The organism is Stenotrophomonas sp. Steno-Z1, from assembly GCF_056393175.1.
In genome coordinates, this window is the sequence record NZ_JBWJPB010000008.1 from 169,610 (window position 1) to 191,859 (window position 22,250).

Annotated in this window: 20 protein-coding genes; 9 read left to right on the forward strand and 11 right to left on the reverse strand. The window is 68.8% G+C overall.

Going from position 1 to position 22,250, the window contains the following annotated elements; all coding sequences use genetic code 11:
• Positions 1 to 77 precede the first annotated feature (77 nt).
• The gene (locus AC06FD_RS17740; protein ID WP_478078506.1) at positions 78 to 1,592 is read left to right on the forward strand and encodes an acetyl-CoA hydrolase/transferase family protein; all 1,515 of its coding nucleotides are present in this window, start codon (positions 78 to 80) and stop codon (positions 1,590 to 1,592) included.
• Between the two features lie 239 nt (positions 1,593 to 1,831).
• Here AC06FD_RS17740 and hglS read toward each other — a convergent pair whose 3' ends face one another.
• From hglS to AC06FD_RS17790, 10 genes are all read right to left on the reverse strand, one after another.
• Positions 1,832 to 3,199 carry a 2-oxoadipate dioxygenase/decarboxylase HglS gene (gene hglS / locus AC06FD_RS17745; protein WP_478078507.1) on the reverse strand — a complete coding sequence of 456 codons (1,368 nt, stop codon included), beginning with the start codon at positions 3,197 to 3,199 and terminating at the stop codon, positions 1,832 to 1,834.
• Between the two features lie 565 nt (positions 3,200 to 3,764).
• Complete coding sequence (locus AC06FD_RS17750; protein WP_259207367.1) at positions 3,765 to 4,313, reverse strand: hypothetical protein; 549 nt, start codon at positions 4,311 to 4,313, stop codon at positions 3,765 to 3,767.
• A 31-nt stretch (positions 4,314 to 4,344) separates the two neighbouring features.
• Positions 4,345 to 5,094 (reverse strand): HAD family hydrolase, encoded by a 750-nt coding sequence (locus AC06FD_RS17755; RefSeq protein WP_259207371.1) that lies wholly within the window; start codon positions 5,092 to 5,094, stop codon positions 4,345 to 4,347.
• Between the two features lie 48 nt (positions 5,095 to 5,142).
• Positions 5,143 to 5,556, reverse strand: coding sequence for a hypothetical protein (locus AC06FD_RS17760; protein ID WP_259207375.1), 414 nt, complete (start codon positions 5,554 to 5,556; stop codon positions 5,143 to 5,145).
• Positions 5,557 to 5,671: 115 nt separating this feature from the next.
• A complete protein-coding gene (locus AC06FD_RS17765) occupies positions 5,672 to 6,094 on the reverse strand; it encodes an EF-hand domain-containing protein (protein WP_259207377.1) in 423 nt (140 codons plus the stop codon).
• A 220-nt stretch (positions 6,095 to 6,314) separates the two neighbouring features.
• Positions 6,315 to 6,692, reverse strand: coding sequence for a hypothetical protein (locus AC06FD_RS17770; RefSeq protein ID WP_259207379.1), 378 nt, complete (start codon positions 6,690 to 6,692; stop codon positions 6,315 to 6,317).
• A 58-nt stretch (positions 6,693 to 6,750) separates the two neighbouring features.
• Positions 6,751 to 7,488, reverse strand: coding sequence for a M15 family metallopeptidase (locus tag AC06FD_RS17775; RefSeq protein ID WP_478078508.1), 738 nt, complete (start codon positions 7,486 to 7,488; stop codon positions 6,751 to 6,753).
• The gene (locus AC06FD_RS17780) at positions 7,442 to 9,031 is read right to left on the reverse strand and encodes a serine hydrolase domain-containing protein (RefSeq protein ID WP_478078509.1); all 1,590 of its coding nucleotides are present in this window, start codon (positions 9,029 to 9,031) and stop codon (positions 7,442 to 7,444) included. The genes AC06FD_RS17775 and AC06FD_RS17780 overlap by 47 nt, the downstream gene beginning before the upstream one ends.
• A gap of 98 nt (positions 9,032 to 9,129) precedes the next feature.
• Entirely contained in the window at positions 9,130 to 12,156 is a 3,027-nt protein-coding gene (locus AC06FD_RS17785) for a TonB-dependent receptor (RefSeq protein WP_394164340.1), read from the reverse strand.
• Positions 12,157 to 12,199: 43 nt separating this feature from the next.
• The gene (locus AC06FD_RS17790; RefSeq protein ID WP_478078510.1) at positions 12,200 to 13,696 is read right to left on the reverse strand and encodes a transglutaminase-like domain-containing protein; all 1,497 of its coding nucleotides are present in this window, start codon (positions 13,694 to 13,696) and stop codon (positions 12,200 to 12,202) included.
• Between the two features lie 135 nt (positions 13,697 to 13,831).
• Here AC06FD_RS17790 and AC06FD_RS17795 point away from each other — a divergent pair, with 135 nt between their 5' ends.
• The 7 genes from AC06FD_RS17795 (at position 13,832) to AC06FD_RS17825 (ending at position 20,490) form a co-directional block, all read left to right on the forward strand.
• Positions 13,832 to 14,287: a hypothetical protein gene (locus AC06FD_RS17795; RefSeq protein ID WP_478078511.1), complete on the forward strand. Its 456-nt coding sequence runs from the start codon at positions 13,832 to 13,834 to the stop codon at positions 14,285 to 14,287.
• Positions 14,288 to 14,331: 44 nt separating this feature from the next.
• On the forward strand, positions 14,332 to 15,774 hold the full coding sequence (locus AC06FD_RS17800) for a C40 family peptidase (protein WP_478078512.1): 1,443 nt from the start codon (positions 14,332 to 14,334) through the stop codon (positions 15,772 to 15,774).
• Positions 15,771 to 16,877 carry a dipeptide epimerase gene (locus AC06FD_RS17805; protein WP_259207394.1) on the forward strand — a complete coding sequence of 369 codons (1,107 nt, stop codon included), beginning with the start codon at positions 15,771 to 15,773 and terminating at the stop codon, positions 16,875 to 16,877. The genes AC06FD_RS17800 and AC06FD_RS17805 overlap by 4 nt, the downstream gene beginning before the upstream one ends.
• 174 nt (positions 16,878 to 17,051) lie before the next feature.
• A complete protein-coding gene (locus AC06FD_RS17810; protein ID WP_478078513.1) occupies positions 17,052 to 17,900 on the forward strand; it encodes a MurR/RpiR family transcriptional regulator in 849 nt (282 codons plus the stop codon).
• A 30-nt stretch (positions 17,901 to 17,930) separates the two neighbouring features.
• Entirely contained in the window at positions 17,931 to 18,740 is an 810-nt protein-coding gene (locus tag AC06FD_RS17815) for a L,D-transpeptidase family protein (protein WP_478078514.1), read from the forward strand.
• On the forward strand, positions 18,737 to 20,035 hold the full coding sequence (locus AC06FD_RS17820; RefSeq protein WP_478078515.1) for an APC family permease: 1,299 nt from the start codon (positions 18,737 to 18,739) through the stop codon (positions 20,033 to 20,035). Before AC06FD_RS17815 ends, AC06FD_RS17820 begins: the two co-directional genes overlap by 4 nt.
• A 107-nt stretch (positions 20,036 to 20,142) precedes the next feature.
• Entirely contained in the window at positions 20,143 to 20,490 is a 348-nt protein-coding gene (locus AC06FD_RS17825) for a hypothetical protein (protein WP_259207404.1), read from the forward strand.
• A gap of 28 nt (positions 20,491 to 20,518) precedes the next feature.
• Here AC06FD_RS17825 and yiaA read toward each other — a convergent pair whose 3' ends face one another.
• Positions 20,519 to 20,956 carry an inner membrane protein YiaA gene (yiaA, locus tag AC06FD_RS17830; protein ID WP_478078516.1) on the reverse strand — a complete coding sequence of 146 codons (438 nt, stop codon included), beginning with the start codon at positions 20,954 to 20,956 and terminating at the stop codon, positions 20,519 to 20,521.
• Between the two features lie 176 nt (positions 20,957 to 21,132).
• Here yiaA and AC06FD_RS17835 point away from each other — a divergent pair.
• Positions 21,133 to 22,250 (forward strand): PQQ-dependent sugar dehydrogenase (locus tag AC06FD_RS17835; RefSeq protein WP_478078517.1); only part of this gene is annotated, 1,118 nt, incomplete at its 3' end.

Genomic DNA, 22,250 nt, shown 5'->3' on the forward strand with positions numbered 1-22,250 from the left:
TTGCCATGCCACCTTGGTCGCACACCTTGTGCGGCAGGGATCGCCGATAATGATGGTCCCCCACACACGTTGTCGTCATGTCTGTCGATCGCATTGCCAACGCGCGTCTGCGTGATCGCGTCGTAACCGCCGAAGCGGCCGCCGCCCTGATCCAGCCCGGTGAAACCGTGGCCATGAGCGGCTTCACCGGCTCGGGCTACCCCAAGGCGGTGCCGGTGGCGCTGGCCCAGCGCATCGAAACGGTGCACGCCCAGGGCCTGCCCTTCCAGATCAGCCTGATGACCGGCGCGTCCACCGCCCCGGAGCTGGACGGCGCCCTGGCCAAGGCCGACGGCATCGCCATGCGCATGCCGTTCCAGAGCGACCCGGATGCGCGCAACCGCATCAACGAAGGCAAGCTGGATTACATCGACATCCACCTCAGCCACGTGGCCCAGCACGTGTGGTTCGGGTTCTATGGACAGATCGATACGGCGGTGGTGGAGGTCTCGGCGATCCGCGAGGACGGCTCGCTGGTGCCGTCCACCTCGGTGGGCAACAACAAGACCTGGCTGGACCTGGCCAAGAAGGTGATCATCGAGGTCAACGAGTGGCAGCCGGCCGGCGTGGATGGCATGCATGACATCTACTACGGCACGGCGCTGCCGCCGCACCGCAAGCCGATCCCGCTGGTGCACGCCAACGACCGCATCGGCGAGACCTCGCTGCGCTGCGACCCCGACAAGATCGTGGCGGTGGTGCGCACCAACGGCCCGGACCGCAACAGCCCGTTCAGTCCGATCGATGCGACCAGCGAGCAGATCGCCGCCCACCTGATCGACTTCCTCAAGCACGAAGTGGCCAAGGGCCGCCTGCCGGCCAACCTGCTGCCACTGCAGAGTGGCGTGGGCAATATTCCCAACGCGGTGCTGGCAGGATTGGCCAAGAGTGGTTTCCGCGATCTGGCCGCGTTCACCGAGGTGATCCAGGACGGCATGCTCGACCTGCTGCGCGACGGCGTGCTGAGCTATGCCTCGTGCACCGGTTTCGCGTTGAGCCCGCAGGCGAACGAGACGTTCAAGGCGAACATCGATTTCTACCGCGAGCGCATCATCATGCGCACGCAGGAAATCTCCAACCATCCCGAACTGGTGCGCCGCCTGGGCTGCATCGGCATGAACGGGATGATCGAGGCGGACCTGTACGGCAACGTCAATTCCACCCATGTGATGGGCACGCGGATCATGAACGGCATCGGCGGCTCGGGCGACTTCGCGCGCAACGGCTTCCTGTCCGCGTTCCTGAGCCCGTCGACGGCCAAGAACGGCAGCATTTCGGCGATCGTGCCGATGGTGAGCCACGTGGACCACACCGAGCACGACGTGTCGGTGATCGTGACCGAGCAGGGCCTGGCCGACCTGCGCGGGCTGCCCCCGCGCAAGCGCGCGCGGGTGGTGATCGACCGCTGCGCGCATCCGGATTTCCGCGACCCGCTCAACGATTATTTCGAGCGTGCCAGCCGTGACAGTTATGGCAAGCACACCCCGCACCTGTTGCCCGAGGCGTTGTCGTGGCACCAGCGGTGGCTGGATACCGGGACGATGAAGGCGTGATGCAGAAAGGCCGGGCAGATGCCCGGCCTTTTTTTTCGACAGCGGTCGAGTGGGTTACCGGCCCGTGCCGCCGCCGGGTACGCCGCCGAGGTGGGGTCGGTTCCCGAACGAGCGCCGTGGCCGGCTCAACGTGCCGAAACGCATGCCCCTGGCACGGAGCGAACGCGCTCCCCGACGAAGGTCATGCCCTTCCCGATCGCGGCAGCTGCCACGGCGGTTGGTCGGGATGCGCCCTTACCTCATGCGGCGCGCAGGGCCGCCAGCGATTCGGCCTGCAGGCGTTCGTAGATGGCGAACTCGTCGTCAACCCGCATGCCAAGCGCCTGCTCGAACGCATCGCGGTTGGCATGTGCGGCATAGGCGCGCTGCTCTTCGCCGCCGAGGTTGGACTGGAAGATGCCCGCGGCACTGACCGGCAGGAAATCCTCGTAGACGATGGGATCGGCGCTGGCCAGGCCGGCGCCGATCAGGGCCTCGGCCGGGAGGTCGCCGATGGCTGCCGGGTCGCCGCGGCCGGCGTCGGTGAGGGCGTAGCGGTAGTAGCCGAGACCTTCGCGGCGCAGGGTGTCGTGGTCGTCCGGGAACGCCTGGAACGCGGCGGCCAGGCGGGTCGGGTAATCCTGGCCGGTGCTGCCGGCGCCCCCGCTGTCGCGCGCCTGGGCCAACAGTTGGTCGTACAGGGCGCGGCCCTTGGGGGTGAGCGCCAGGCCGCGCTGTTCGATCTCGCCGAAGCGCGCGGTGTGGGTGCCGGCGTCGGCGGCATCGCCGGCGGGGAAATGCACGGTTTCCTGCAACGCCTTGAAGCTGGTCTGGCGCAACAGGATCGGGCAGCGGCGCGGCGGCGGGCCTTCGACCACGGCCTTGGCGTCGATGCCACGGGCGAGCATGGCGGCCTGCGCCGCGTCGATGTCCAGCGTGCGCGGGGTGAGGTGATTGATGTGCGGGCCGCGGAAGCTGACCACGTCGGCGATCAGGCGGTGCGCGTCATGCAGGGCGTGGTAGGTGGCCAGCGACACGGTGGCATCGCCGTGCCAGCGGAAGGTTTCCAGCGATTCGATGACGAAGCGGCGGGCGTCGGCTTCGTCCAGCCCCCCATCGCGCTCGGCCTGCGCGATCAGCGCCAGCGCGGTGTCGGTGAAGATGCGGCGCTGGGCGAGGATGCGCGCCGCTTCGTCGCGCAGCGCGGCGTCCTCGATCAGCTCCAGCCGCAGCAGCGAGGTGAACACGCGGAACGGATTGTGCGCGAGCGCCTTGGCGGTGCGCGGGCGGAACGCGGTGGAGTGCACCGGCACGCCGGCCACGGAGAGGTCGTAATAGCCGACCGGGTGCATGCCCATCACCGCGAACAGGCGGCCGAGCGTGGCCAGTTCTTCGGCGGTGCCGACCCGGATCGCGCCATGGCGCTCCTGGTCCAGGCGCGCGCGTTCGTCGGTGCGATCCAGTTGCTCCACCAGCGCCGGATCGGCGGTGAGCACGGCATCGTTGATCTCGGCGACCAGTTCGACCAGGGTGCCGTACAGCGGCACTTCGGTGCGGTACATGGTGGACATGGCCTGGGCGAACAGGCTGCGGATATCGTCGGGTGAAACGAAACGGTCGGCGCTCATTACGTACTCGGCAACGGATCACGGGGGGAACAGCAGGGGCCCATTGTCGCCGAGGCAAGGGCGATACCGCGATCTGCACAGCAGCAAAGGCGGGCGAGTGCGGGGTTCGCGCGAACGGCAGCCACGCATGGCGTGGGCCGTAGAGCCACCCCATGGGTGGCTGCGCGGAATCCGGTCCGCGCGAAGGGCAGCCACGCATGGCGTGGCTCTACGCGGGGCCACCCCATGGGTGGCTGCGCGGAATCCGGTCCGCGCGAAGGGCAGCCACGCATGGCGTGGCTCTACGCGGGGCCACCCCATGGGTGGCTGCGCGGGGAATCCGGTCTGCGCGAACGGCAGCCACGCATGGCGTGGCTCTACGTGGGCACCCCATGGGTGGCTGCGCGGGAATCCGGTCTGCGCGAGAAGCAGCCACGCATGGCGTGGCTCTACGTGGGGCCTCCCCATGGGTGGCTGCGCGGGGAATCCGGTGCGCGCGAACGGCAGCCACGCATGGCGTGGCTCTACGTGGGGTCTGTAGAGCCACCCCATGGGTGGCTGCGCGGAATCCCGGCCGCGCGCCTGCTCAGCGCCCGGCTGGCGCGGCGATGGCGGCGTCGCGCTGGCGCTGGGCGCGATCGCCGAGCTGGCGCTGCAGGGTGGCGTCGAGCTTGATCGGGCGGTCCCAGTGGTCGTGGCTGGCCACGATGGCATGGCGCAGCGCGCGCCAGTGCAGGTTGGTGGGCTTGACCGGCAGATCGGCCACCACCGTCTCCCAGCGTTTGGGCTGGCCCTCCTCCGGCACCGCGCGGCTCCAGGCCTGCACGCTGTCGCGGCACGCGCGTTCGATCGCGTGCGCCCAGAAGCAGGCGAAGTAGATGTCGCCGGCCTGCCAGCCGTGGGTGTACATCAATGCGGCGATGTAGCCGCGCGACACGCCGGCGTAGCGCGCCACCTCGTCCAGGAAACTGTCCGGGTAGCGCTCGGCGTAGTGGTTGATGTCCTGCAACTGCCCATCCACCCAGGCGTCGCCGGTAGCGACGACATAGGCCTCGGATTTCTCGGCGGTCTGCTGCGCCGAGGCGGCCAGGGGCAGCATCAGCCACAGCAGCACAAGCAGCGCGCGCAGGGTCATGGAACGATTCTGCCGCAGCGCTGCATGCGTGTCAGGCCCGGGATGCCTTGCGCTCGATGGCCTGCAGCGCCTGCGGCCAATCGAAGGCGGTCGGCGCATCGACCATGCGCGGCTCATCGTCGGCCACGCCATGCTGGGTTTCATGCGCCCAGGTCACCGCGTACGGGGTATGGATGCCCCAGCCGCCGAGGGTGATGACCGGCTCGATGTCCGAACGCAGCGAGTTGCCGACCATGCAGAAGCGCTCGATCGGCAGGTCGAACTCTTCCAGCACGCGGGCGTAGGTTGCCGGGTCCTTCTCCGACACGATCTCGATGCGCGGGAACAGGTCGCGCAGGTTGGCCAGCTTGATCTTGGCCTCCTGGTGGAACAGGTCGCCCTTGGTGATCAGCACCACCGGGTACTGGCCGGCGATCGCGGTGACTGACTCGCGCACGCCGTCGATCAGTTCCACCGGGTGGCGCAGGGTGTCATGGCCGATGTCCAGGATCTGCTGCAGGTCGCGCGCGGTGATCATCTGCCGGGTGATGTCGATGGCCGCCTCGACCATCGACAGGGTCATGCCCTTCACCCCGTAGCCGAACACGCCGAGGTTGCGCTGCTGCACTTCCAGCAGGTGGCGCGCGGTCTGGGTGTCGTGTACGTCGATGTAGCGCGACAGGATGTCGAGATAGTCCTGCTCGGCCTTGCGGTAGTAGTCCTCGCTCTTCCACAGCGTGTCGTCACCGTCAAAACCGACCAGGCCGATGGCGCCGGTGGGCGCGGGCAGGGAGGTCATCATCGGGTAAGGATAACAACAGCGGCCGGGTGGCCCAATGACCGCATCGGCTCAGTAGCCGAACGGCTGCGGACCACCCCAGCCCAGCACCCCGCGCTGCGGCAGTTCGATGCGGGTGAGCCGCCACTGGCCCGGGCCCTGCCAGCTGAATTCACGGTAGCTGCTGCCCAGCTGGCCGGTTTCCTGCCACCACGCCATCAGCGCCGCAGGCCCGTCGGGCGCGTGCGGCTGGTACTGGAAGGGCAGGCCCCGGGTATTGAGCTCGGCCAGCAGCTCCTGCAGGCCCGGGTTGGCCCAGCGCGGGCCATGGTCGTCGAAGGCGATGGCGTCGGACACGCCGCCCGGGGAGGCTCCGGTGACCAGCACCACCTCGCCGGGCGCGATATGCGACACCCGCTGCGGTGGGGGTTCGCCCGGAACGGGCAGGTACACGTCGAAGGGAGGCCGGCGGCCGGGATGATCCATGGTCTTCATCATAAAAGAAGGGCGACCGAAGCCGCCCTTCCCCCTCACTGCCTGACGCCGGTGTCCAGCGGCATCAGGCCTCTGCGCTCAATGAACTGCGGGATGGGCCCGTGGATCAGTTGCCGGGCTGCGCGCCGCTGCCACTGGCGGCCTTGCCCTGCTGGGCAGCCACGTAGGCCTTGTACTCGTCAGCCGAAAGCTCGCCGTCCTTGTTGCTGTCCGCCTGGTCGAACACCTGGGCGAGGCCCGCATTGACCTGTGCCTCGGGCTTGCTGATGGTGCCGTTGCCGTCGGTGTCCACGCTGGCCCAGGTCTGGCCGCCGCCACCGTTGGCCTGCTGCGAGGCCTGCGCGGCAGCACCCGCCGCCGAGTCCGCCGCCTGGCCGGCCTGTGCCGCTGCCTGCTGCGCCTGCGCGGCCTGGTTCTGTGCCTGCGCGGCGCTCTGCTGGGCGGAGGACTGGGCCATCGCCGGGAGGGCGAACACGCTGCCGGCGGCGACGATCAGGGCGATCAGGGGCTTGCGGTTGCGAATAGTCATGTGGGTGGTCTCCTTTGGGGATGTCGCACGGTTCGTTGTTTCCGCACGGCCTCCACCCTGCCAGCCCGTTTGTGAATCGACTTTGCGCCGCAATCGGGGCGCGCACGCGGTCTTAACCACCTGCGCGCGGCGCTCGTTTACCGCAGTGGTTATGCGTGGGTGAGCGCGTGGTAATACGCGCATTCAATGGCCCCGGATTTAACGGGATGCGAACGCAAACTCACGGTTCGCTGGCGCTTTTTTCGCCTGAGCGGGAACTGAACACCACCCACCCCAATGCGACGCCGGCCAGCGCGCCGGCGACCTCCAGCACCACCCGCGAGCCCAGTTCGTTGGGATCGTGGATGCTGGAGAGAAACAACCGCGCGTACAGCGGCGACTCCAGCCGCACCATGCCCATGTAGAACAGCTTCCATGCATCGATGCCGGCCGACACCACCACTGCGATCACGCAGGACCAGCCGATCGCATGCCCGGCCGTCCATGCCAACGCGCGGGCCAGGCGATGCCACAGCGCGTACACCAGCAGCCCGACCAGCAGCGCGATCAGGCCCGCCTCGAGCGTTCCCAGCAATCCAAAGTGCAACGGCAGGTTCATCGTGATCCGGGGGTGCGGTGAGCGCACAGTGTAGCGGCCCGCCCTGCCCGGCCGATGCTCAGCGCACCGGGACGTCGTAGGCGGTATGCGGGTCTGGCTCGGGGCGGAGGGTGTAGTGCCACCATTCCAGCGGGTAGTTGGCAAATCCATGGCGCTCCATCGCGGCGCGCAACTGCTGGCGGTTCGCGCGCTGCACGGCGCTGATGTCGGCCGCGTCGGTATGCGCGCGCGGACCGAAGAAATCAAACTCGGTGCCCATGTCCAGGGCGACGCAGGGGCCGCTGCGGCAGTCGAGCAGGGTCAGGTCGACGGTGGCGGCGCGGCTGTGGCCGGAGGTTTCGGCGATATAGCCGTCGAGCAGCGCGGGCTTGTCCAGGCCCGGGTAGTGCAGCGCCTTGCGCGACTGCTCGGTCGGGTCGTGCGCCCAGGCCACGAAGGCGCGCACCGCCTGCACCGGTCGGTAGCAGTCGAACACGCGCAGGGCGTAACCATCGGCGTGCAGTTCGGCCTCGACCGCAGCCAGCGCGGTGGCCGCCGGCACCAGCAGGTAGCACCTGGGCGCGTCGTAGCCGGGCACGCGACGGCCCGTGAAGTTGTCCGCGCCGGCATAGCGCATGTCCAGGGCGATGTCCGGCGCCAGCGTGCGGATGTCGACCAGGCCGGCGGCGGCCGCGTCGCGCGCCGGCGATACCGTCACCGTGCCCGGCTGCGCGTTGGCCACCGCGGCCAGCAGCAACAACGCGACGGCGCTACGGGCAATCGCCGACGCGGGTGAACTGCAGGTCCTGGTAGTCATAGCTGAAGTCGATGTCCGGATCGATGGCGCGCAGGGTGAGCGTGGGTGGCACGCCAGGCTGCACCTGCAGCCACGGCTGGGTGTCCTCGCCGAGGTTATCCCACTGCACCAGCCAGCGCTCGCCCACCTGCATCACCTCGCCGTGCAGCAAGCCCGACCGGGCCACGCGGAAGCGCAGTTGGCCCTGGTCGGGGCAGACACTGGCCGGGCCCAGCCACGGGTCTTCATAACGCCCCTGCCAGGCGCGGGTGGCCTGCAGGTCGGCCGGGCGCCGCGCACCGGTATCCGGGCGCACGTGCCCGGCGGCCACGCGCTGCTGTCGCTCGCGGGCCAGTGCGTCCAGGTACCCGCCCACACCCTCGGTAGCAGTGGGATCGGTGTAGTGCTTGAGCGCGGCCTGCACCAGCGCGGTGCGCGCATCCTCGGCCTCGCCGTTGATCAGCACCACCACGCCCACGCGGCGGTCCGGCAGCAGCGCCAGCGAGGAATACATGCCCGACAGGGTGCCGGTGTGCGCCACCTTCCACTGCCCGTCCATGTCCGACAGGCGCCAGCCGTAGCCGTAGGCGGAGAAGTGCGCGTTGTCCCACTGGCGCTGCCGCTCGCTGATCGGCATCGGCATGTGCGCGGTCCACAGCGCGCGGCGCTGGGCGGCGCTGAGCCAGCCCGGCGCACGCGCCGGGTCCAGCAGTACCTGCATCCAGCGGGTCATGTCGGCCAGGCTGCAACGGATGCCGCCGGCAGCCATCGAGGGGCGGTCGGTGGTCATGTCCCCATCGGTCCCCTGCATCGCGTTGCGGCTAGCGATGCGCACATGCGGCTGGGCCACGTTGCCCACCTGGGTGACCGACCAGGCCCCCACCTGGCAGCGCTGCATGCCCAGCGGTGCGAACACCTCCTCGCGCATCAGGTGGTCGTAGGGCTTGCCACCGGCAGCGGCGGCCACTTCGCCGGCCACCACGTACATCAGGTTGTCGTAGGCATAACCGCTGCGGAAGCTGGTCACCGGTTTGAGGTGGGCCAGCCCGGCGATGACGTCCTGGCGGGTGAAGGCATTGGGCTCGGGCCAGAGCATCAGGTCACCCGCGCCCAGGCCCAGCCCGCTGTTGTGGATGAGCAGGTCGCGCACCTGCATGTGCTCGGTCACCCACGGATCGTGCATGCGGAACTGCGGCAGGTAGCGGGTGACCGGATCGTCCCAGCGCAGCAGGCCGCGGTCGACCAGCCGCGCCAGCAGCGCGGCGGTCATCGCCTTGCTGTTGGAGGCGATCTTGAAGAGCGTGTTGGCGTCGATGCGCTGGCCGGTGCCGGCCCTCCGCTCGCCGCGGGTGGCCGAGAACACCACCTCGCCGTCCTCGACCACCGCCATGGCAATACCAGGCAGGTCCTCGCGGGCAACGGTCTGCTCGAGCATCGGTTCAAACACGGCGCGCGCGTCAGCGTCGGTGGCGGCGACGCCAACGCCCGGCAGCAGGGTCAGCGTGGCGGCCAGCGCGAGCGTGGTGCGGCGGCGATGGATGCGCGATGGCAGGCAGGAAGGCATGGGGTTGGACGGGGCCTTGAAAGGAAACCGGCGCCCCGTCGAGGCGGGGCGCCGGTGGATCACAGCTTACCCAGTGCGGGCCGGCAACGGTGCCCGGCTCAGAAGTTCCAGGTCACCATCAGCTGGGTGTAACGCGGGGCCTGCCAGCGCGTACCGGTGTTGAAGGTGTTCTCGCGCACCTGGCCCGGCTGGGCCTCGTAGCGCTGGTGCACGTTGACCACGGTCTGGTTGTTGAACAGGTTGTAGACCGACAGCCGCGCACTCAGATCGATGCCCTCCACCGGCAGGCGCCAGGTGACGTTGGCGCCCATGGTCCAGGTCCACGGCAGGCGACCGAATGCTCCGCGCGGGGAGTACTCGAACTGGCGCTGGTTGTAGGGGCCGGAGCAGTTGGCCACGCACAGCCAGCCGGTACCGCCGCCGCTGCCTTCGCTGGAGGTGCTGCCGCCGGCAACGGTGTCGTTGGGCCACATCACGCCGAAGGCGGTGATCGGGCCACCGGACATCACCTGCAGGGTGGTGCCGAAGGACCACTGCTCGTTCAACGCGTACGCGGCGCGGAACTTGAACTGGTGGCGGAAGTCGTTGAACAGCGGCCCATAGCGCTCGTTGTTGGCCGGGTGGTCCCAGTGCTGGACCATGCCGGTATCGCCGTAGTTGGTGTCCGAGTTGACCGGCCCTTCGACGTTGCCGTCGCTGCGCGACCACAGGTAGGACGCATTGAACAACCACTTCTCATCCCACGCACGGTCGATCTGCAGCTCCAGCGCCTTGTACGTGCGGCGGGGCTTGGAGTACCCCACCACCTCGCCGCTGCCGCCCTTGCGGTAGCCGCTGTTGGCGGTGTCGATGGTGATCCAGCCTTCCTCGGCGCAGCCGATGCTGGAATCGCCCCAGAGGGTGAGGCTCTCGCCCGGGTTGGCGATCGGCCACAGGGTGCTGGGGGTCGGGCCGCACGGGGTGTAGTTGATGCGCATGTCGTCCAGCGCGCGGGTCATGCGCCGGTAGGTGGCGTTGATGCCCCACGACCAGGCCTGGTTGATCATGGTCTGGAAGCCGAGGATGTACTCGTCCTGGTAGACCGCCTTGAGGTCCTTGTCCACGCTCTGGCGCAGATCGGCCGCGCCGGTGTTCATGCGGGTGTCGACCGGGCCGATCTGTTGGCCGATGATCGGGGCCATGTACGGGGCGCCAGTCACCGGGTTGGCCTGCTGCTGCCAGCCGTTGAGCACGTAGTAGGAATACTCGTCGGTGAGCCCGCCGGCGAAGTTGACGTTGATGTTGTTGGTGACCGGCAGGTAGTAGCGACCGGCGTTGCCGAACAGCTTGGTGCTGCCGTCGCCCTTCATGTCCCAGGAGAAGCCGAAGCGCGGGGCGATGAGGTCGTCCATCTTGATGAAGGCGTCACCGTCGGCGGTGCGGTTCTCGAAGCGGTCCCAGCGCACGCCCAGGTTGAGCATCAGGTTGGGGGTGATGTTCCAGATGTCTTCGAGGTAGAACGCGTTGGCTTCGGTTTCGAAGGTGCCGCCGGAGACGCGGTTGCGTGCGCGCAGCATCTCGGTGACGCCGGCCGGCACGTAGGCGTTGGCGCCATCCCACACTTCATCGCCCGGGCGCGCGACGTAGGCGGTGTAGCTGAGCTGGGTCGGGCCGGGATAGCGGGTGGACTGATCGGTGGTCATCAGCTCGCGGTCGACGCCGAAGCGCAACAGGTGCTGGCCGAGCTGCCATTCGAAGTCCAGCCGGGCCACGTCGCGGGTGTCGTCGCGCTCGGCCACGGCGGCGCCGGTGGGGTGGCAACCCGGGCGCAGCCCGTTGAGCTTGGACAGGCGCGAGGCGTAGGTGCTGTCGGTGAACACCGGGCTGCAGGCCTCATCCAGCGAGGAACTGGTGAAGGCGCGCTGGTTGTTCTGGCCGACCATGGCGCGCGCGGTGAAGGTTTCGCCAAAGTGGCCGGTGTAGGTGGCCGACCAGTTGCGCCCGCCGGTTTCGGTGACCGAGTCGCCGCCGTAAGCACCCAGTTCCGCATCGTCCCAGTCGTAGTTGTAGGACGCGTTGGTGACCTCGCCCTCGTCGGAGAAGGCCAGCAGCGCCAGGCTGTGGTTGTCGGTGATGTTCCAGTCCAGCTTGGCGCCCCAGAAGCCGTTGTCGGCCTTGTTGTTGAACCAGGTCAGCGCGTCGGAGGAGGTGTTGTGGCCCTTGTCGCTGCGGTCTTCGTACATCGCGAACAGGAACAGCTTGTCCTGCACCAGCGCGCCGGACCCCCACACGTTGGTCTTGAAGAACGAATTGTCGTCGCGGCTGGCGTAGGAATGCGCGGTGCCATCGCGATGGAAGTGGTCGCGGCCGCTGGAGCGCCAGGCGCTGGGCTCGGCAGTCACTTCGATGCCCCCTTGCAGCTCGTTGCTGCCCGAGCGGGTCACCGCGTTGATCACGCCGCCGGTGGAGCGGCCGAACTCGACCGAGTAGCCGCCGGTCTTGACCTGGAACTCGTTGAAGAAGGCGAACGGGGCGCTGGAGAAGCCGCGCCGGGTGTACATGTCGGTGACGTTGAGGCCGTTGATGAAAACCGCGTTCTCGGCCACCGAAGAGCCGGCGAAGGACAACCCGCCGAACGAGGAATTACCGCCCACCACGCCCGGTGCCAGCAGCGCCACCGCCGACAGGTCCTGCGCCACCGGCAGGCGCGAGATCTCCTGGCGGTTGACGTTGAACGAGGTCTCGGTGGAATACACATCGACGCGGTTGACCACGCGGGTGCCGACCACCTGCAGCGCATCCAGGTTGACCACCCCGCCGCCGCCGGCCAGGTTGACCGTGGTGGTGCCGCCCACGGCCACGCTCACCGCCACCGGTTCGCCCAGCGTCTGGCCTTGGCGACTGAGCTGCAGCCGGTAGTCGCCGATCGGCAGCTGGCCCAGGCGATAGCTGCCGTCGCCGCTGACGGTGACCGTGCGGGTCAGGCCGGTGGCGGTGCTGACCACGGTGACCTGGTCACCGGCGGTGGCCCGCCCGGCGACCGCGCCGCTCACGTTCTGGGCCGAGGCCAGGGTCGGCAGCAGGCTGCCCAGACAGACACCCAGCGCGGCGTACAACGCCGCGCGCTTCATACGATGTGCATTCATTCCCTGCTCTCTCCTGCAGATATGGAATCGTGGATACCGCCGTTTACCGCGTGGCGTCCAGCGGCACGATGTGCGACTGGACGTCGTAGTCCCATTGGTCGAAGTACAGGTTGCCGCCGTCCCACTCCACTTCGCCGCGCTGCGAATCCACCGTGTCCGAGCGCGGGTAGCGCTTGGCTGGCAGCAGCGGCTGGCCGATGTCGTCGTTGAAGGCGATGCGGTAGGCATCGAGCCCACCGAAATAGAAGTCGCGCAGCGCCGGCTGCGGGCTGTCCAGGCGGCCGCTGGTCACATCCATCGGCACCCAGCCGTACGGCGCCAGGTACAGCGCGCCCCAGTCGTGCAGGTTGCTGTAGTGCGCCGCGTCGTCGGCGTAGACCATGCCCGACTGCCAGCGCGCGGGAATGCCGTTCATGCGCAGCAGCGTGATCAGCAGCAGCGTCTGCTGGCCGCAGTCGGCATGGCCGGCGCGCATGGCGTAGTCGCTGATGTTGGACAGCGTGGAGTACTCGCGCGCGCCGGCCCAGGGAATCTGGTCGACCGCATCGAACAGGCGGCGTGCCACTTCATACGGTCGTGTCTCGCCCTGCAGCACCTGCGCGGAGAACAGCCGCAGTGCCGGGGTAAAGCGCACGTGCGGCGGTTGCTCGGCCAGGTACGGGGCGAGCGCCGGATCATTCGGCGTGGGCCGCACCGTGGCCGGGTCGATCGCGGTATGCCGCGCCGAGACCGTCAGCGCGTAGCGGATCTCGAAGCGGGTCGGCTGCCCGGCCACGGCCGTGCCTTCCAGGTAGGCGGTGCGCTGCAGGGTGCCGGGCGGGGCGATGCGGGCCTGGCCGGGCGCGCTGCCGCGCCATTGCAGGTGGTCCTGCTGGCCGGCGATCTCGCGTGGATAGGGAATCCAGGCGCGCAGCGTGGTGCCGGCCGGCACCGCATCGGCCTTCACCGTGAGCGACTGGGTCACCTCCACCCGCTGCGGGAGCACCGAGGTGCGGCCGCTGGCCGTGGCCGCCTGCACCACCTTGGCGTGGTAGGCGTTGAGGGTCTCCAGCGGGCCCGCGCTGGGCAGCGGCGCATCGGCGTGACGGCGTGCGCGCGCCTCGCTGCTCAGTCGGAACAGGTTGGACGGCGCACGCTTGAAGTACCGCCGCGTGCCATCGATGTCCAGGTGTTCCAGCAGGCCCTGGCGGTCCCAGCGCTCGAACTCCGTATCGCGCAGGTCCGGGACGGCGCGGCGCACCGCCGCCTTTGCCGCAGCCTCGTCCAGGGTGAAGTCGAGCCGGATCCGGCGCATGCGCTCGTGCTGGAAGGCCCAGGCATCCTCTGGCTCGCTGGCGGCGGTGGCGTGCGCGTCGATGAGCATCGCGGCACGGGTAAAGTGGCCCGCGTCGATCAGGTCGATCACCTGCGCCAGCGCCGCCGCCTCGGCCGAGTCGTCCGCAGGCACCGCCGTTGCGGCCACCGAGACGGCCGACAGCAGCAGCCCCGCCAGCAGGGCAACGGCAACGGGCACAGGCGGTTTGCGAACGGCGTGATCCACAGCGACACTTCCCCAGCGCGGGTGGTAAGGGCTGTGTAACACGGGCCGTGACACCGGTCAATAATTTATTCTTGCATTCCAGATCGAAAGGAATAAGTATTCCATGACACCCGCAGCGGCTGGAGTACGAGCGCGATGACATCCCCTGAGCTGCGCTGCGACCATTGCGCGGCCACCTTCGTGGCAGAGGGACCGCAGGCGGCGCTGTTTGCGCGGTCGCGCGCCAAGGGCATGCGCTTCCTGATGCTCGACTGCCCGCATTGCCTGCACGGCACCGCCGTGGACCCGGCCGCCCCCGGCCAGCCACGTGCCGCGCCACGACTGCCCGAGCTGCCCGAGCTGCCCTGCCCGGCCCGCGCCTGCACCGGGGTGGCCTGCTTCGTGGATACCCTGGCACCGCCGCTCTGGGGCTGCGGCAGCTGCGGCGACACCTGGCCTGACCGGGCCACGCTGGATGCAGCCATCGCCGCGGCCATCGCGCGTTTCCCGTGGCGCGCCGGCGCCTACGTCCGCGCTGCCGATGGCTATCGCGCGGCCGCACCGCTCCCGGCGCGCTACCCGGACGATGTCGCGACGGAATGGGCGGCATGATCCCCGCGCACCGCTTCTGCCCGCCCACCAAGGACGCCGCCTGCATGACCGCTTCCCTTACCTCGTCGTGGCGCGCGCCCGCGCGGCACGTGCTGGGCCTGCTGCTGGCCGTCGCCAGCCTGCCCACCTGGGCGGCGGACACGCCGGCACCCGATCCCGGCGCGCCGCTGCCCTACGTGGTGGGCCTGCACGAGGCCTACCTCACCCCGCAGTACTGGGCTGCGCGGCTGCCTTCGCCGGATGCCCTGCTCCTGGATGCAGCCCAGATCGCCGCGCAGAACGCGCGCATGCGCGCCAACGACGCCTCCATCCACGACCTGCGCGCCCTGCCTGCGCAGCTGCCGGGTGCGCACGTACGCGCCGCCATCCAGGCACTGTCCAACTGGCCGACCAAACCCAGCTTCGGGCAGGACGGCCAGCCGCTCGATGCACGCCAGCGCGCGCAGGCCACGGCCAACCTCGCCCTCGATGCGATCCCCGCGCAGCGACCGCTGCGCTACGGCCTGGTCACCCACCGCGCTGCGTTGCGCGCGTTCCCGACCGCTCTGCGGGTGTACACCACCCAGGGCGACACCGACATCGACCGCATGCAGGAATCGGCGCTGTTCCCCGGCGACGCGGTCGCGGTGCTGCATGAAAGCGCGGACGGCCAGTGGGTGTTCGTCACCAGCGAGCGCTATTCGGCATGGATGGAGAAACGCTACGTCGGCATCGGCGATGCGGCCACGGTGCTGGGCTATGGCCAGCGCGGGCCGTATCGCGTGATCACCGGCGCCACCGCGTTCACCGCCTACACCCCGGACGAACCCCGCGTCTCGCGCCTGCAGCTGGACATGGGAGTGCGCCTGCCGGTGCTGGCCGACTGGCCGCAGGCCACCCCCGTCAACGGGCAGCAGGCGCATGCCGCCTACGTGCTGCAACTGCCGGTGCGCAACGAAGATGGCAGCCTGGCGCTGGTGCCCGCGCTGCTGCCGCGCGCAGAGGACAGCGCCGCCGACTACCTGCCGCTGACCCCGCGCCATCTGCTCACGCAGGCCTTCAAGTTCCTGGGCGAGCGCTACGGCTGGGGCCATGACTACGGCACCCGCGACTGCAGCGGCTTTGTCTCGGAGATCTACCGCAGCTTCGGCGTGCTGGTGCCGCGCAATACCAGCGCGCAGGCGGTGAGCCCGGCACTGGATCGGATCGCGTTCGATCCGAAGGACGGCAAGGCCAGGCGCGCGCAGGCAGTGAACCAGCTCCAGGTCGGCGACCTGGTCTACATCCCGGGCCACGTGATGGTGGCCATCGGCCATGTCGACGGGCGCACCTGGGTCATCCACGACACCGCGGGCGGCAGCTGGTTCGGCGCCGACGGCACGCGCGTCCAGGCGCACCTGAACGGCGTGTCGGTCACGCCGCTGGAGCCGATGATGGCCAGCGACACCGTCAGCTACATCGATCGCATCACCAACATCCAGCGCCTTCGAGCCAAGACCCCTGAATGAAGATCACCGACATCGAACTCGGCATGCTGCGCGTGCCGCTGAAAACCCCGTTCAAGACCGCGCTGCGCACGGTGGATACCGTCGAGGACGTGGTGGTGCTGGTGCGCACCGACAGCGGCCACACCGGCTACGGTGAAGCGCCGGCGACGGCGGTGATCACCGGCGACACCCATGGCTCGATCATCGAGGCCATCAACAGCTTCATCAAGCCGCGCCTGATCGGCCAGGACGTGGCCAACCTCAACCGCGTGTGCGCGCTCATCCAGACCTCGCTGGAGCGCAATACCAGCGCCAAGGCGGCGGTGGAAATCGCCGTCTACGACCTGTGGGCGCAGCTGCACAACGCGCCGCTGTACCGCATGCTCGGTGGTGGCGACCCGGTGATCACCACCGACATCACCATCAGCGTGGACTACATCGACAAGATGGTGGCCGACTCGCTGTCGGCGATCGAACGCGGCTTCGAGTCGCTGAAGATCAAGGTCGGCAAGGACATCGGGCTGGACATCGAGCGGGTCAAGGCGATCCACGCCGCCGTGCAGGGCCGTGCGCTGCTGCGCCTGGACGCCAACCAGGGCTGGACCGCCAAGCAGGCCGTGCACGCGATGCGCGCGCTGGAGGATGCCGGGGTGGTGCTGGAACTGCTGGAGCAGCCGGTCAAGGCGGCCGACATCAGTGGCCTGAAGTACGTCACCGACCGGGTCAACACGCCGGTGATGGCCGACGAAAGCGTGTTCAACCCCGGCCAGGTGGTCGACCTGATCCAGCAGCGCGCCGCGGACATCATCAACATCAAGCTGATGAAGACCGGTGGGCTGTCCAATGCGATCCGGATTGCCGACATCGCCGCCATCTACGGCGTGCCGTGCATGATCGGCTGCATGATCGAGTCGAGCATCAGCGTGGCCGCCGCCGTGCACCTGGCCGTGGCCAAGAGCGAGGTGATCACCAAGGTCGACCTGGATGGCCCGTCGCTGGGCCAGTTCAACCCGGTCACCGGCGGGGTCAACTTCAACGAGTCGGAGATCACCATCAGCGATGCGCCGGGACTGGGCATCACCGAGGTACGCGGGCTGGAGATGATCACCCCGCCGCGGTGGTAACCCGGACATCCACGCGGTTGGCGTCACCGCGTCCACCTGGCCGAGCGGGCCGACCCGGGGTAGAGCCACCCCGTGGGGGCTCTTTCGCGCGCTCCTGCCCGGTGCAGCCGACCAACGGTCGGCTCTACCGGGTGCATTGCGTATTCTCTCCCAAACGGACCTGACGCCCTTTCCATGCCGCCCCTGGTGAAAATCCGCTCCGAGCGTGACCACATGTCGGCGATCGAACGCCGCATCGCCGACTTCATCCTCGACAACGCCCACCTGCTGCGCGACTACTCCTCACAGCAGCTGGCCAGCGCGCTGGGGATCAGCCAGTCCAGCGTGGTCAAGTTCAGCCAGAAACTCGGCTTCAAGGGCTACCCGGACCTGAAGTACTCGATCGGCGAAGCCGTGGCCCGCGCCGGCAACGGCACCCAGGCACAGGCGCCGGTGGCCAGTGACGGCGATGAGTACAGCCGCATCGCCGAGCGCCTGCGCCTGAGCAAGGCCGCGGCCGAGGAAGAAACCCGGCTGGCCAACCCGCCGGCCGACGTGGAGGCGATCGTGCGCCTGCTCGACGGCGCGCCCAAGGTGTTCGTGTACGGGCTGGGCGATGACGGCCTGTATGCGCGCGAGTTCGCCATGCGGCTGTCGCTGCTGGGCATGCTCACCGTGCACCACGCCGACCCGATCCTGATGATGGCCAACCTGTCGGCCGCCCGCCCCGGCGATGCCATGCTGGTGTTCTCCGAGTTCGGCAAGCTGCCGCAGCTGTTCCAGTTGTCGCGGCAGTTCCAGGACGTGGGCGGCAAGGTGGTCTCGATCACCCGGCACAGCGCCAACCCGCTGCGTGCGCACGCCGACGCAGCGCTGGTGGTCTGCGCCCACGACCCGGCGCCGCACATCGCGCAACTGCTGTACCGTGCGTCGTTGCAGTCCCTGCTGGACTTCGTCTTCGTGCTGTTGTGCCACGCCAACCCGGACCGCCACCGCCAGCTCGGGGTGAACCTGGAACGGATCGAACACCTGATCGATACCTGATCGACACCTGGTCTTTTGGAGTCCGCCACGATGCTGCCGATGTTCCGCTCCGTATTCGCCGTCGTGCTGGCCGCCAGCGCCCTGCCCGCCATCGCGCTCACGCCGGCGGTGGCGCCCTTGCAGGACCACCAGCAGATGATCGTGGTCATCACCGACGGCTGGGACGCCACGAATGGCCGGTTGCAGGCCTATGCGCGCACTCCCCGGGGATGGGTACCGCACGGTGACGCATTCGCGGTGGCCGTCGGCCGCAACGGCAGTGCCTGGGGCGTGGGCGTGCTGCCGGCCCAGGGCAGTGCCCCGCATCAGCCGGGTGATCCGGTGAAGCCCGGCGACCCGGTGAAGCAGGAAGGCGATGGCCGCAGCCCGGCCGGCATCTTCAGCATTGGTCCGGCCTTCGGCTATGCACCGACGATCGCCACGGCCCTGCCCTACCAGCCGATGCAGGCCAGCAGCTACTGCATGGACGTCCCCGATTCGCCGTACTACAACCGCATCGTCGATGCCGAGGCGGTGGGCGCCGACGCGGTGGAAGGCTCCACCGAACCGATGCGGCTGGACCTGCACAACAAGGGCGACGTGCGCTATCGCGAGGGCTTCGTGATCGAGCACAACCCGAAGGCCGAACCCCGCCGCGGCAGCTGCATCTTCGCCCACCTGTGGCGCACGCCCGGTGAGCCGACCGCCGGCTGCACGGCGATGCAGCCCGGGCACATGCGCAGTCTGCTGGCCTGGCTGGACCCGGCCCAGCGGCCGTTGTTCGTGCTGCTGCCGCGCGCGCAGTACCAGCAGTTGCAGTACGACTGGAACCTGCCGGTTCAACCGGACGCCGCGTCATGAGCGCCCCGGCCGATCCGCAACTGGAACGCGCGGTCAGCCGCTGGCAGATCGTCGGGCTGTCGATCAACGACGTGATCGGCAGCGGCATCTACCTGCTGCCCGCCGCCACCGTCGCCCTGCTCGGGCCGTTCAGCCTGTGGGGCGTGGTCGCCGCCGGCATCGTGGTGGCCTTGCTGGTGCTCTGCTATGCGCAGGCGGCCAGCTACTTCGACGAACCCGGCGGCAGCTACCTGTATGCACGCGAGGCGTTCGGGCGGTTTGCCGGGTTCGAGATCGGCTGGATGATCTGGCTGACCCGGATCAGTTCGGCGGCGGCCTTGAGCAATGCACTGGCCGATGCGGTTGCACGCTTCTGGCCGTGGGCCGGGCATGACCTGGGCCGCGTGGCGATCATCGTGGTGTCGCTGGGCTTCCTCACCGCCGTCAACGTGGCGGGCGTGCGCTCGGCCGCGCGCACCGGTGTGATCCTGGTGATCGGCAAGCTGGTGCCCCTGCTGCTGTTCGTGGCGATCGGCGCGTTCTACGTGGACATGGACCTGGCGTTCTCCGGCGTGCGCCCGGACCCGCATGACCTGCAGCGCATGGGCGAGGCGGCGTTGCTGCTGCTGTACGCCTATGCCGGCTTCGAGAACATCCCGGCCGCCGCGGGCGAGTACAGGAACCCGCGCCGCGACATCCCGTTCGCGCTGATCACCATGATCGTCAGCGTCACCGTCATCTACGGCGCGGTGCAGCTGGTGGCGCAGGGCACGCTGGCCAACCTCGCGGCGTCGCCGACGCCCCTGGCCGATGCGGCCTCCAGCTTCGGCGGTGAAGCGCTGGCGCTGATCCTCACCGTGGGTGCCACCATTTCCATCCTGGGCACCAACAGCAACACCATGATGATGGGCCCGCGCTTCCTGTTCGCGCTGGCCCGCGATGGCTATGGCCCCAAGCTGCTGGCCAACGTGCACCCGCGCTTCCGCACGCCGGCCGCGGCCATCGTCACCCAGGGCGTGATCGCACTGGTCCTGGCCCTGTCCGGCTCGTTCGTGCAGCTGGCGCTGCTGTCGATGACCACCCGCCTGTTCGCCTACATCGGCACGGCGGCCGCCGTGCTGGTGCTGGCGCGGCGCTTCCGCGACCGGCCCGGCGCGTTGAAGCTGCCCGGTGGCCCGTTGATTCCGGTGTTGGCGCTGCTGCTGTGCGTGGCACTGTTCGTCAGCGCCAGTTGGCAGAACATCGCCGCGGCCGGTATCGCCTTCGCGGTGGGCGCGGTGATCTACCTGCTGCCGCGCAACGACCGGCCGGCCTGAACGGCAGCCTCGCGGTGAAGCGTGCTTGATCCAGCATTCACCTGGTCGGTCCATGGCGTTAACCGGCCGCTGGGTAGGGTGGAACCTCACCCAACCGGAGCCATCCCATGCCTACTGACTACCAGATCCCCGGCCGGGTGCCGGAAGACGGCGTGCCGCGCCAGGCGGTATCGGACTACTGGCGTGAGCGTTTTCCCAGCGAGCCGTATTACGACAACACCCAGTTCTTCGATGACTACGAGCCCGCGTATCAGCTAGGCCACAACTCGCGCGCCGATGATGTGATCCGCGCCTACGAGCAGGTCGAAGCGGAGCTGGAAACGCGTTGGGCGCACGAACGTGGCAAGAGCAAGCTGACCTGGGAACAGGCGCGCAACGCCGTGCGCCGCGGCTGGGATGAATCCACCGCGCTGCGCCAGTCGCACCTGGACAAGGGCGTGCCGCGCGGCACCTGAGCCCGCGCGCGGCATTCCCGGGGGTGACTCAGTCGCTGCTGGGCAGCGGCGGCACCTCGCGGTCACGACCACCCGCGGCCATCAGGTCGCGGGTGTTCTTTTGTACGGCCACCGCACCGAACAGACTCAGCGCGAAGGCCATGCCGTAGAAGCCCTTCTCGCTGAGCAGCAGGGTGGCATTCCACAGCCCGACCAGCAGCAGCAACAGCGAGACCATCAGCGCGAACCAGCACAGCGCGTAGTACAGCCCGCTCACCGGGATGTCTTCCACCCGGTCGCGCACGCTCTTCTGCAGCGATACCGCGGCAAACAGGCCGAACAGCAGCAGGGTGAGGTAATAGCCCTTCTCGTTGAGGGCCATCTCGGCGTTGAACAGGCCGATCAGGTAAGCGACCGCGCCGAGCAGCAGCGCGCTCCACGAGGCGGCGATGAAGGCCGGGGACGGTTTGTGCACCTGTTGCTTCATGGATCCAACTCCCTTTGATGGCGGCAAGCCGCACGCGCCGCCCCACGGGCGGCCGGCGCCAACGTTAGCCGATCCCGGTGCGCGCGCCTACCGGCAGTGACGTATGGTGCACGCGGTGTTGATGGGCTTGCTGTACAACGAGGGCTGGCCATCGCATCCCCACCCGGAGATACCTCATGACCCGCAAGCGCCTGCTTTCGCTCGCCGTCGCCCTCACCCTGCCCGTGTTCACCACCGCCTGCGTGGCCGCCGACAAGGCCGCCGCCCCCGTGCTGGAGAAGGCCCAGTGGCCGTTCGCCGCCACCGAAGTGACCCGCTTCGACGAACCGTGGGCGATGAGCTTCCTGCCCGATGGCAGCCTGCTGGTCAGCGAAAAGGCCGGCGTGCTGCGGCACGTGGACCTGACCACCGGCAAGGCGGCCCGCATCACCGGCGTGCCCAAGGTGGCCTACGGCGGCCAGGGCGGGTTTGGCGATGTGCTGCCGCACCCGGGGTTCGCGAAGAACCAGTGGGTGTACCTGAGCTACGCCGAAGCCGGCGATGGCGCCACCAGTGGTGCCGCCGTCGCGCGCGCGCGACTGGTGCTGGCCGCCGATGGCAGCGGATCGCTCAATGACCTCAAGGTCATCTGGCGCCAGACCCCCAAGGTCGAGGGCAAGGGCCACTACGGCCACCGCCTGGCATTCGGCCCGGATGGCAAGCTGTGGATCACCTCCAGCGAACGCCAGAAGTTCGACCCGGCCCAGGACATGGCGGCCAACCTCGGCAAGATCGTGCGCCTCAACGACGACGGCAGCGTGCCGGCCGACAATCCCTTCGCCTCGCAGGGCGGCGTGGCCGCGCAGGTCTGGTCGCTCGGCCATCGCAACGCATTGGGCATCGCCTTCGATGCACGCGGCAAGCTGTGGGTGCATGAAATGGGCCCGGCCGGCGGCGACGAACTCAACCTGATCACGCGCGGCGCCAACTACGGGTATCCGATCGTCTCCAACGGCAACCATTACGACGGCCGCGAGATCCCCGACCACGCCACCCGCCCGGAATTCGCTGCCCCCAAGGTGACCTGGACCCCGGTGATTTCGCCGGCCGGCTTCATCATCTACAACGGGTCGCTGTTCCCGCAGTGGACGGGCAGCGGCTTCATCGGCGGGCTGTCGTCCAAGGCGCTGGTGCGGGTAGCCTTCGACGGCGACAACGCCCGCGAGGCCGAGCGCTTCGACATGGGCGAGCGCATCCGCGAAGTGGAACAGGGCCCGGATGGTGCGATCTGGCTGCTGGAAGATGGCAAGAACGG

What these genes read in the sequence shown, in the direction of transcription:
- AC06FD_RS17740 (WP_478078506.1), top strand. Translation starts at nt 78, where the DNA reads ATGTCTGTCGATCGCATTGCCAACGCGCGTCTGCGTGATCGCGTCGTA.
- hglS (WP_478078507.1), bottom strand. Translation starts at nt 3,199, where the DNA reads ATGAGCGCCGACCGTTTCGTTTCACCCGACGATATCCGCAGCCTGTTC.
- AC06FD_RS17750 (WP_259207367.1), bottom strand. Translation starts at nt 4,313, where the DNA reads ATGACCCTGCGCGCGCTGCTTGTGCTGCTGTGGCTGATGCTGCCCCTG.
- AC06FD_RS17755 (WP_259207371.1), bottom strand. Translation starts at nt 5,094, where the DNA reads ATGATGACCTCCCTGCCCGCGCCCACCGGCGCCATCGGCCTGGTCGGT.
- AC06FD_RS17760 (WP_259207375.1), bottom strand. Translation starts at nt 5,556, where the DNA reads ATGGATCATCCCGGCCGCCGGCCTCCCTTCGACGTGTACCTGCCCGTT.
- AC06FD_RS17765 (WP_259207377.1), bottom strand. Translation starts at nt 6,094, where the DNA reads ATGACTATTCGCAACCGCAAGCCCCTGATCGCCCTGATCGTCGCCGCC.
- AC06FD_RS17770 (WP_259207379.1), bottom strand. Translation starts at nt 6,692, where the DNA reads ATGAACCTGCCGTTGCACTTTGGATTGCTGGGAACGCTCGAGGCGGGC.
- AC06FD_RS17775 (WP_478078508.1), bottom strand. Translation starts at nt 7,488, where the DNA reads ATGACTACCAGGACCTGCAGTTCACCCGCGTCGGCGATTGCCCGTAGC.
- AC06FD_RS17780 (WP_478078509.1), bottom strand. Translation starts at nt 9,031, where the DNA reads ATGCCTTCCTGCCTGCCATCGCGCATCCATCGCCGCCGCACCACGCTC.
- AC06FD_RS17785 (WP_394164340.1), bottom strand. Translation starts at nt 12,156, where the DNA reads ATGAATGCACATCGTATGAAGCGCGCGGCGTTGTACGCCGCGCTGGGT.
- AC06FD_RS17795 (WP_478078511.1), top strand. Translation starts at nt 13,832, where the DNA reads ATGACATCCCCTGAGCTGCGCTGCGACCATTGCGCGGCCACCTTCGTG.
- AC06FD_RS17800 (WP_478078512.1), top strand. Translation starts at nt 14,332, where the DNA reads ATGACCGCTTCCCTTACCTCGTCGTGGCGCGCGCCCGCGCGGCACGTG.
- AC06FD_RS17805 (WP_259207394.1), top strand. Translation starts at nt 15,771, where the DNA reads ATGAAGATCACCGACATCGAACTCGGCATGCTGCGCGTGCCGCTGAAA.
- AC06FD_RS17810 (WP_478078513.1), top strand. Translation starts at nt 17,052, where the DNA reads ATGCCGCCCCTGGTGAAAATCCGCTCCGAGCGTGACCACATGTCGGCG.
- AC06FD_RS17815 (WP_478078514.1), top strand. Translation starts at nt 17,931, where the DNA reads ATGCTGCCGATGTTCCGCTCCGTATTCGCCGTCGTGCTGGCCGCCAGC.
- AC06FD_RS17820 (WP_478078515.1), top strand. Translation starts at nt 18,737, where the DNA reads ATGAGCGCCCCGGCCGATCCGCAACTGGAACGCGCGGTCAGCCGCTGG.
- AC06FD_RS17825 (WP_259207404.1), top strand. Translation starts at nt 20,143, where the DNA reads ATGCCTACTGACTACCAGATCCCCGGCCGGGTGCCGGAAGACGGCGTG.
- yiaA (WP_478078516.1), bottom strand. Translation starts at nt 20,956, where the DNA reads ATGAAGCAACAGGTGCACAAACCGTCCCCGGCCTTCATCGCCGCCTCG.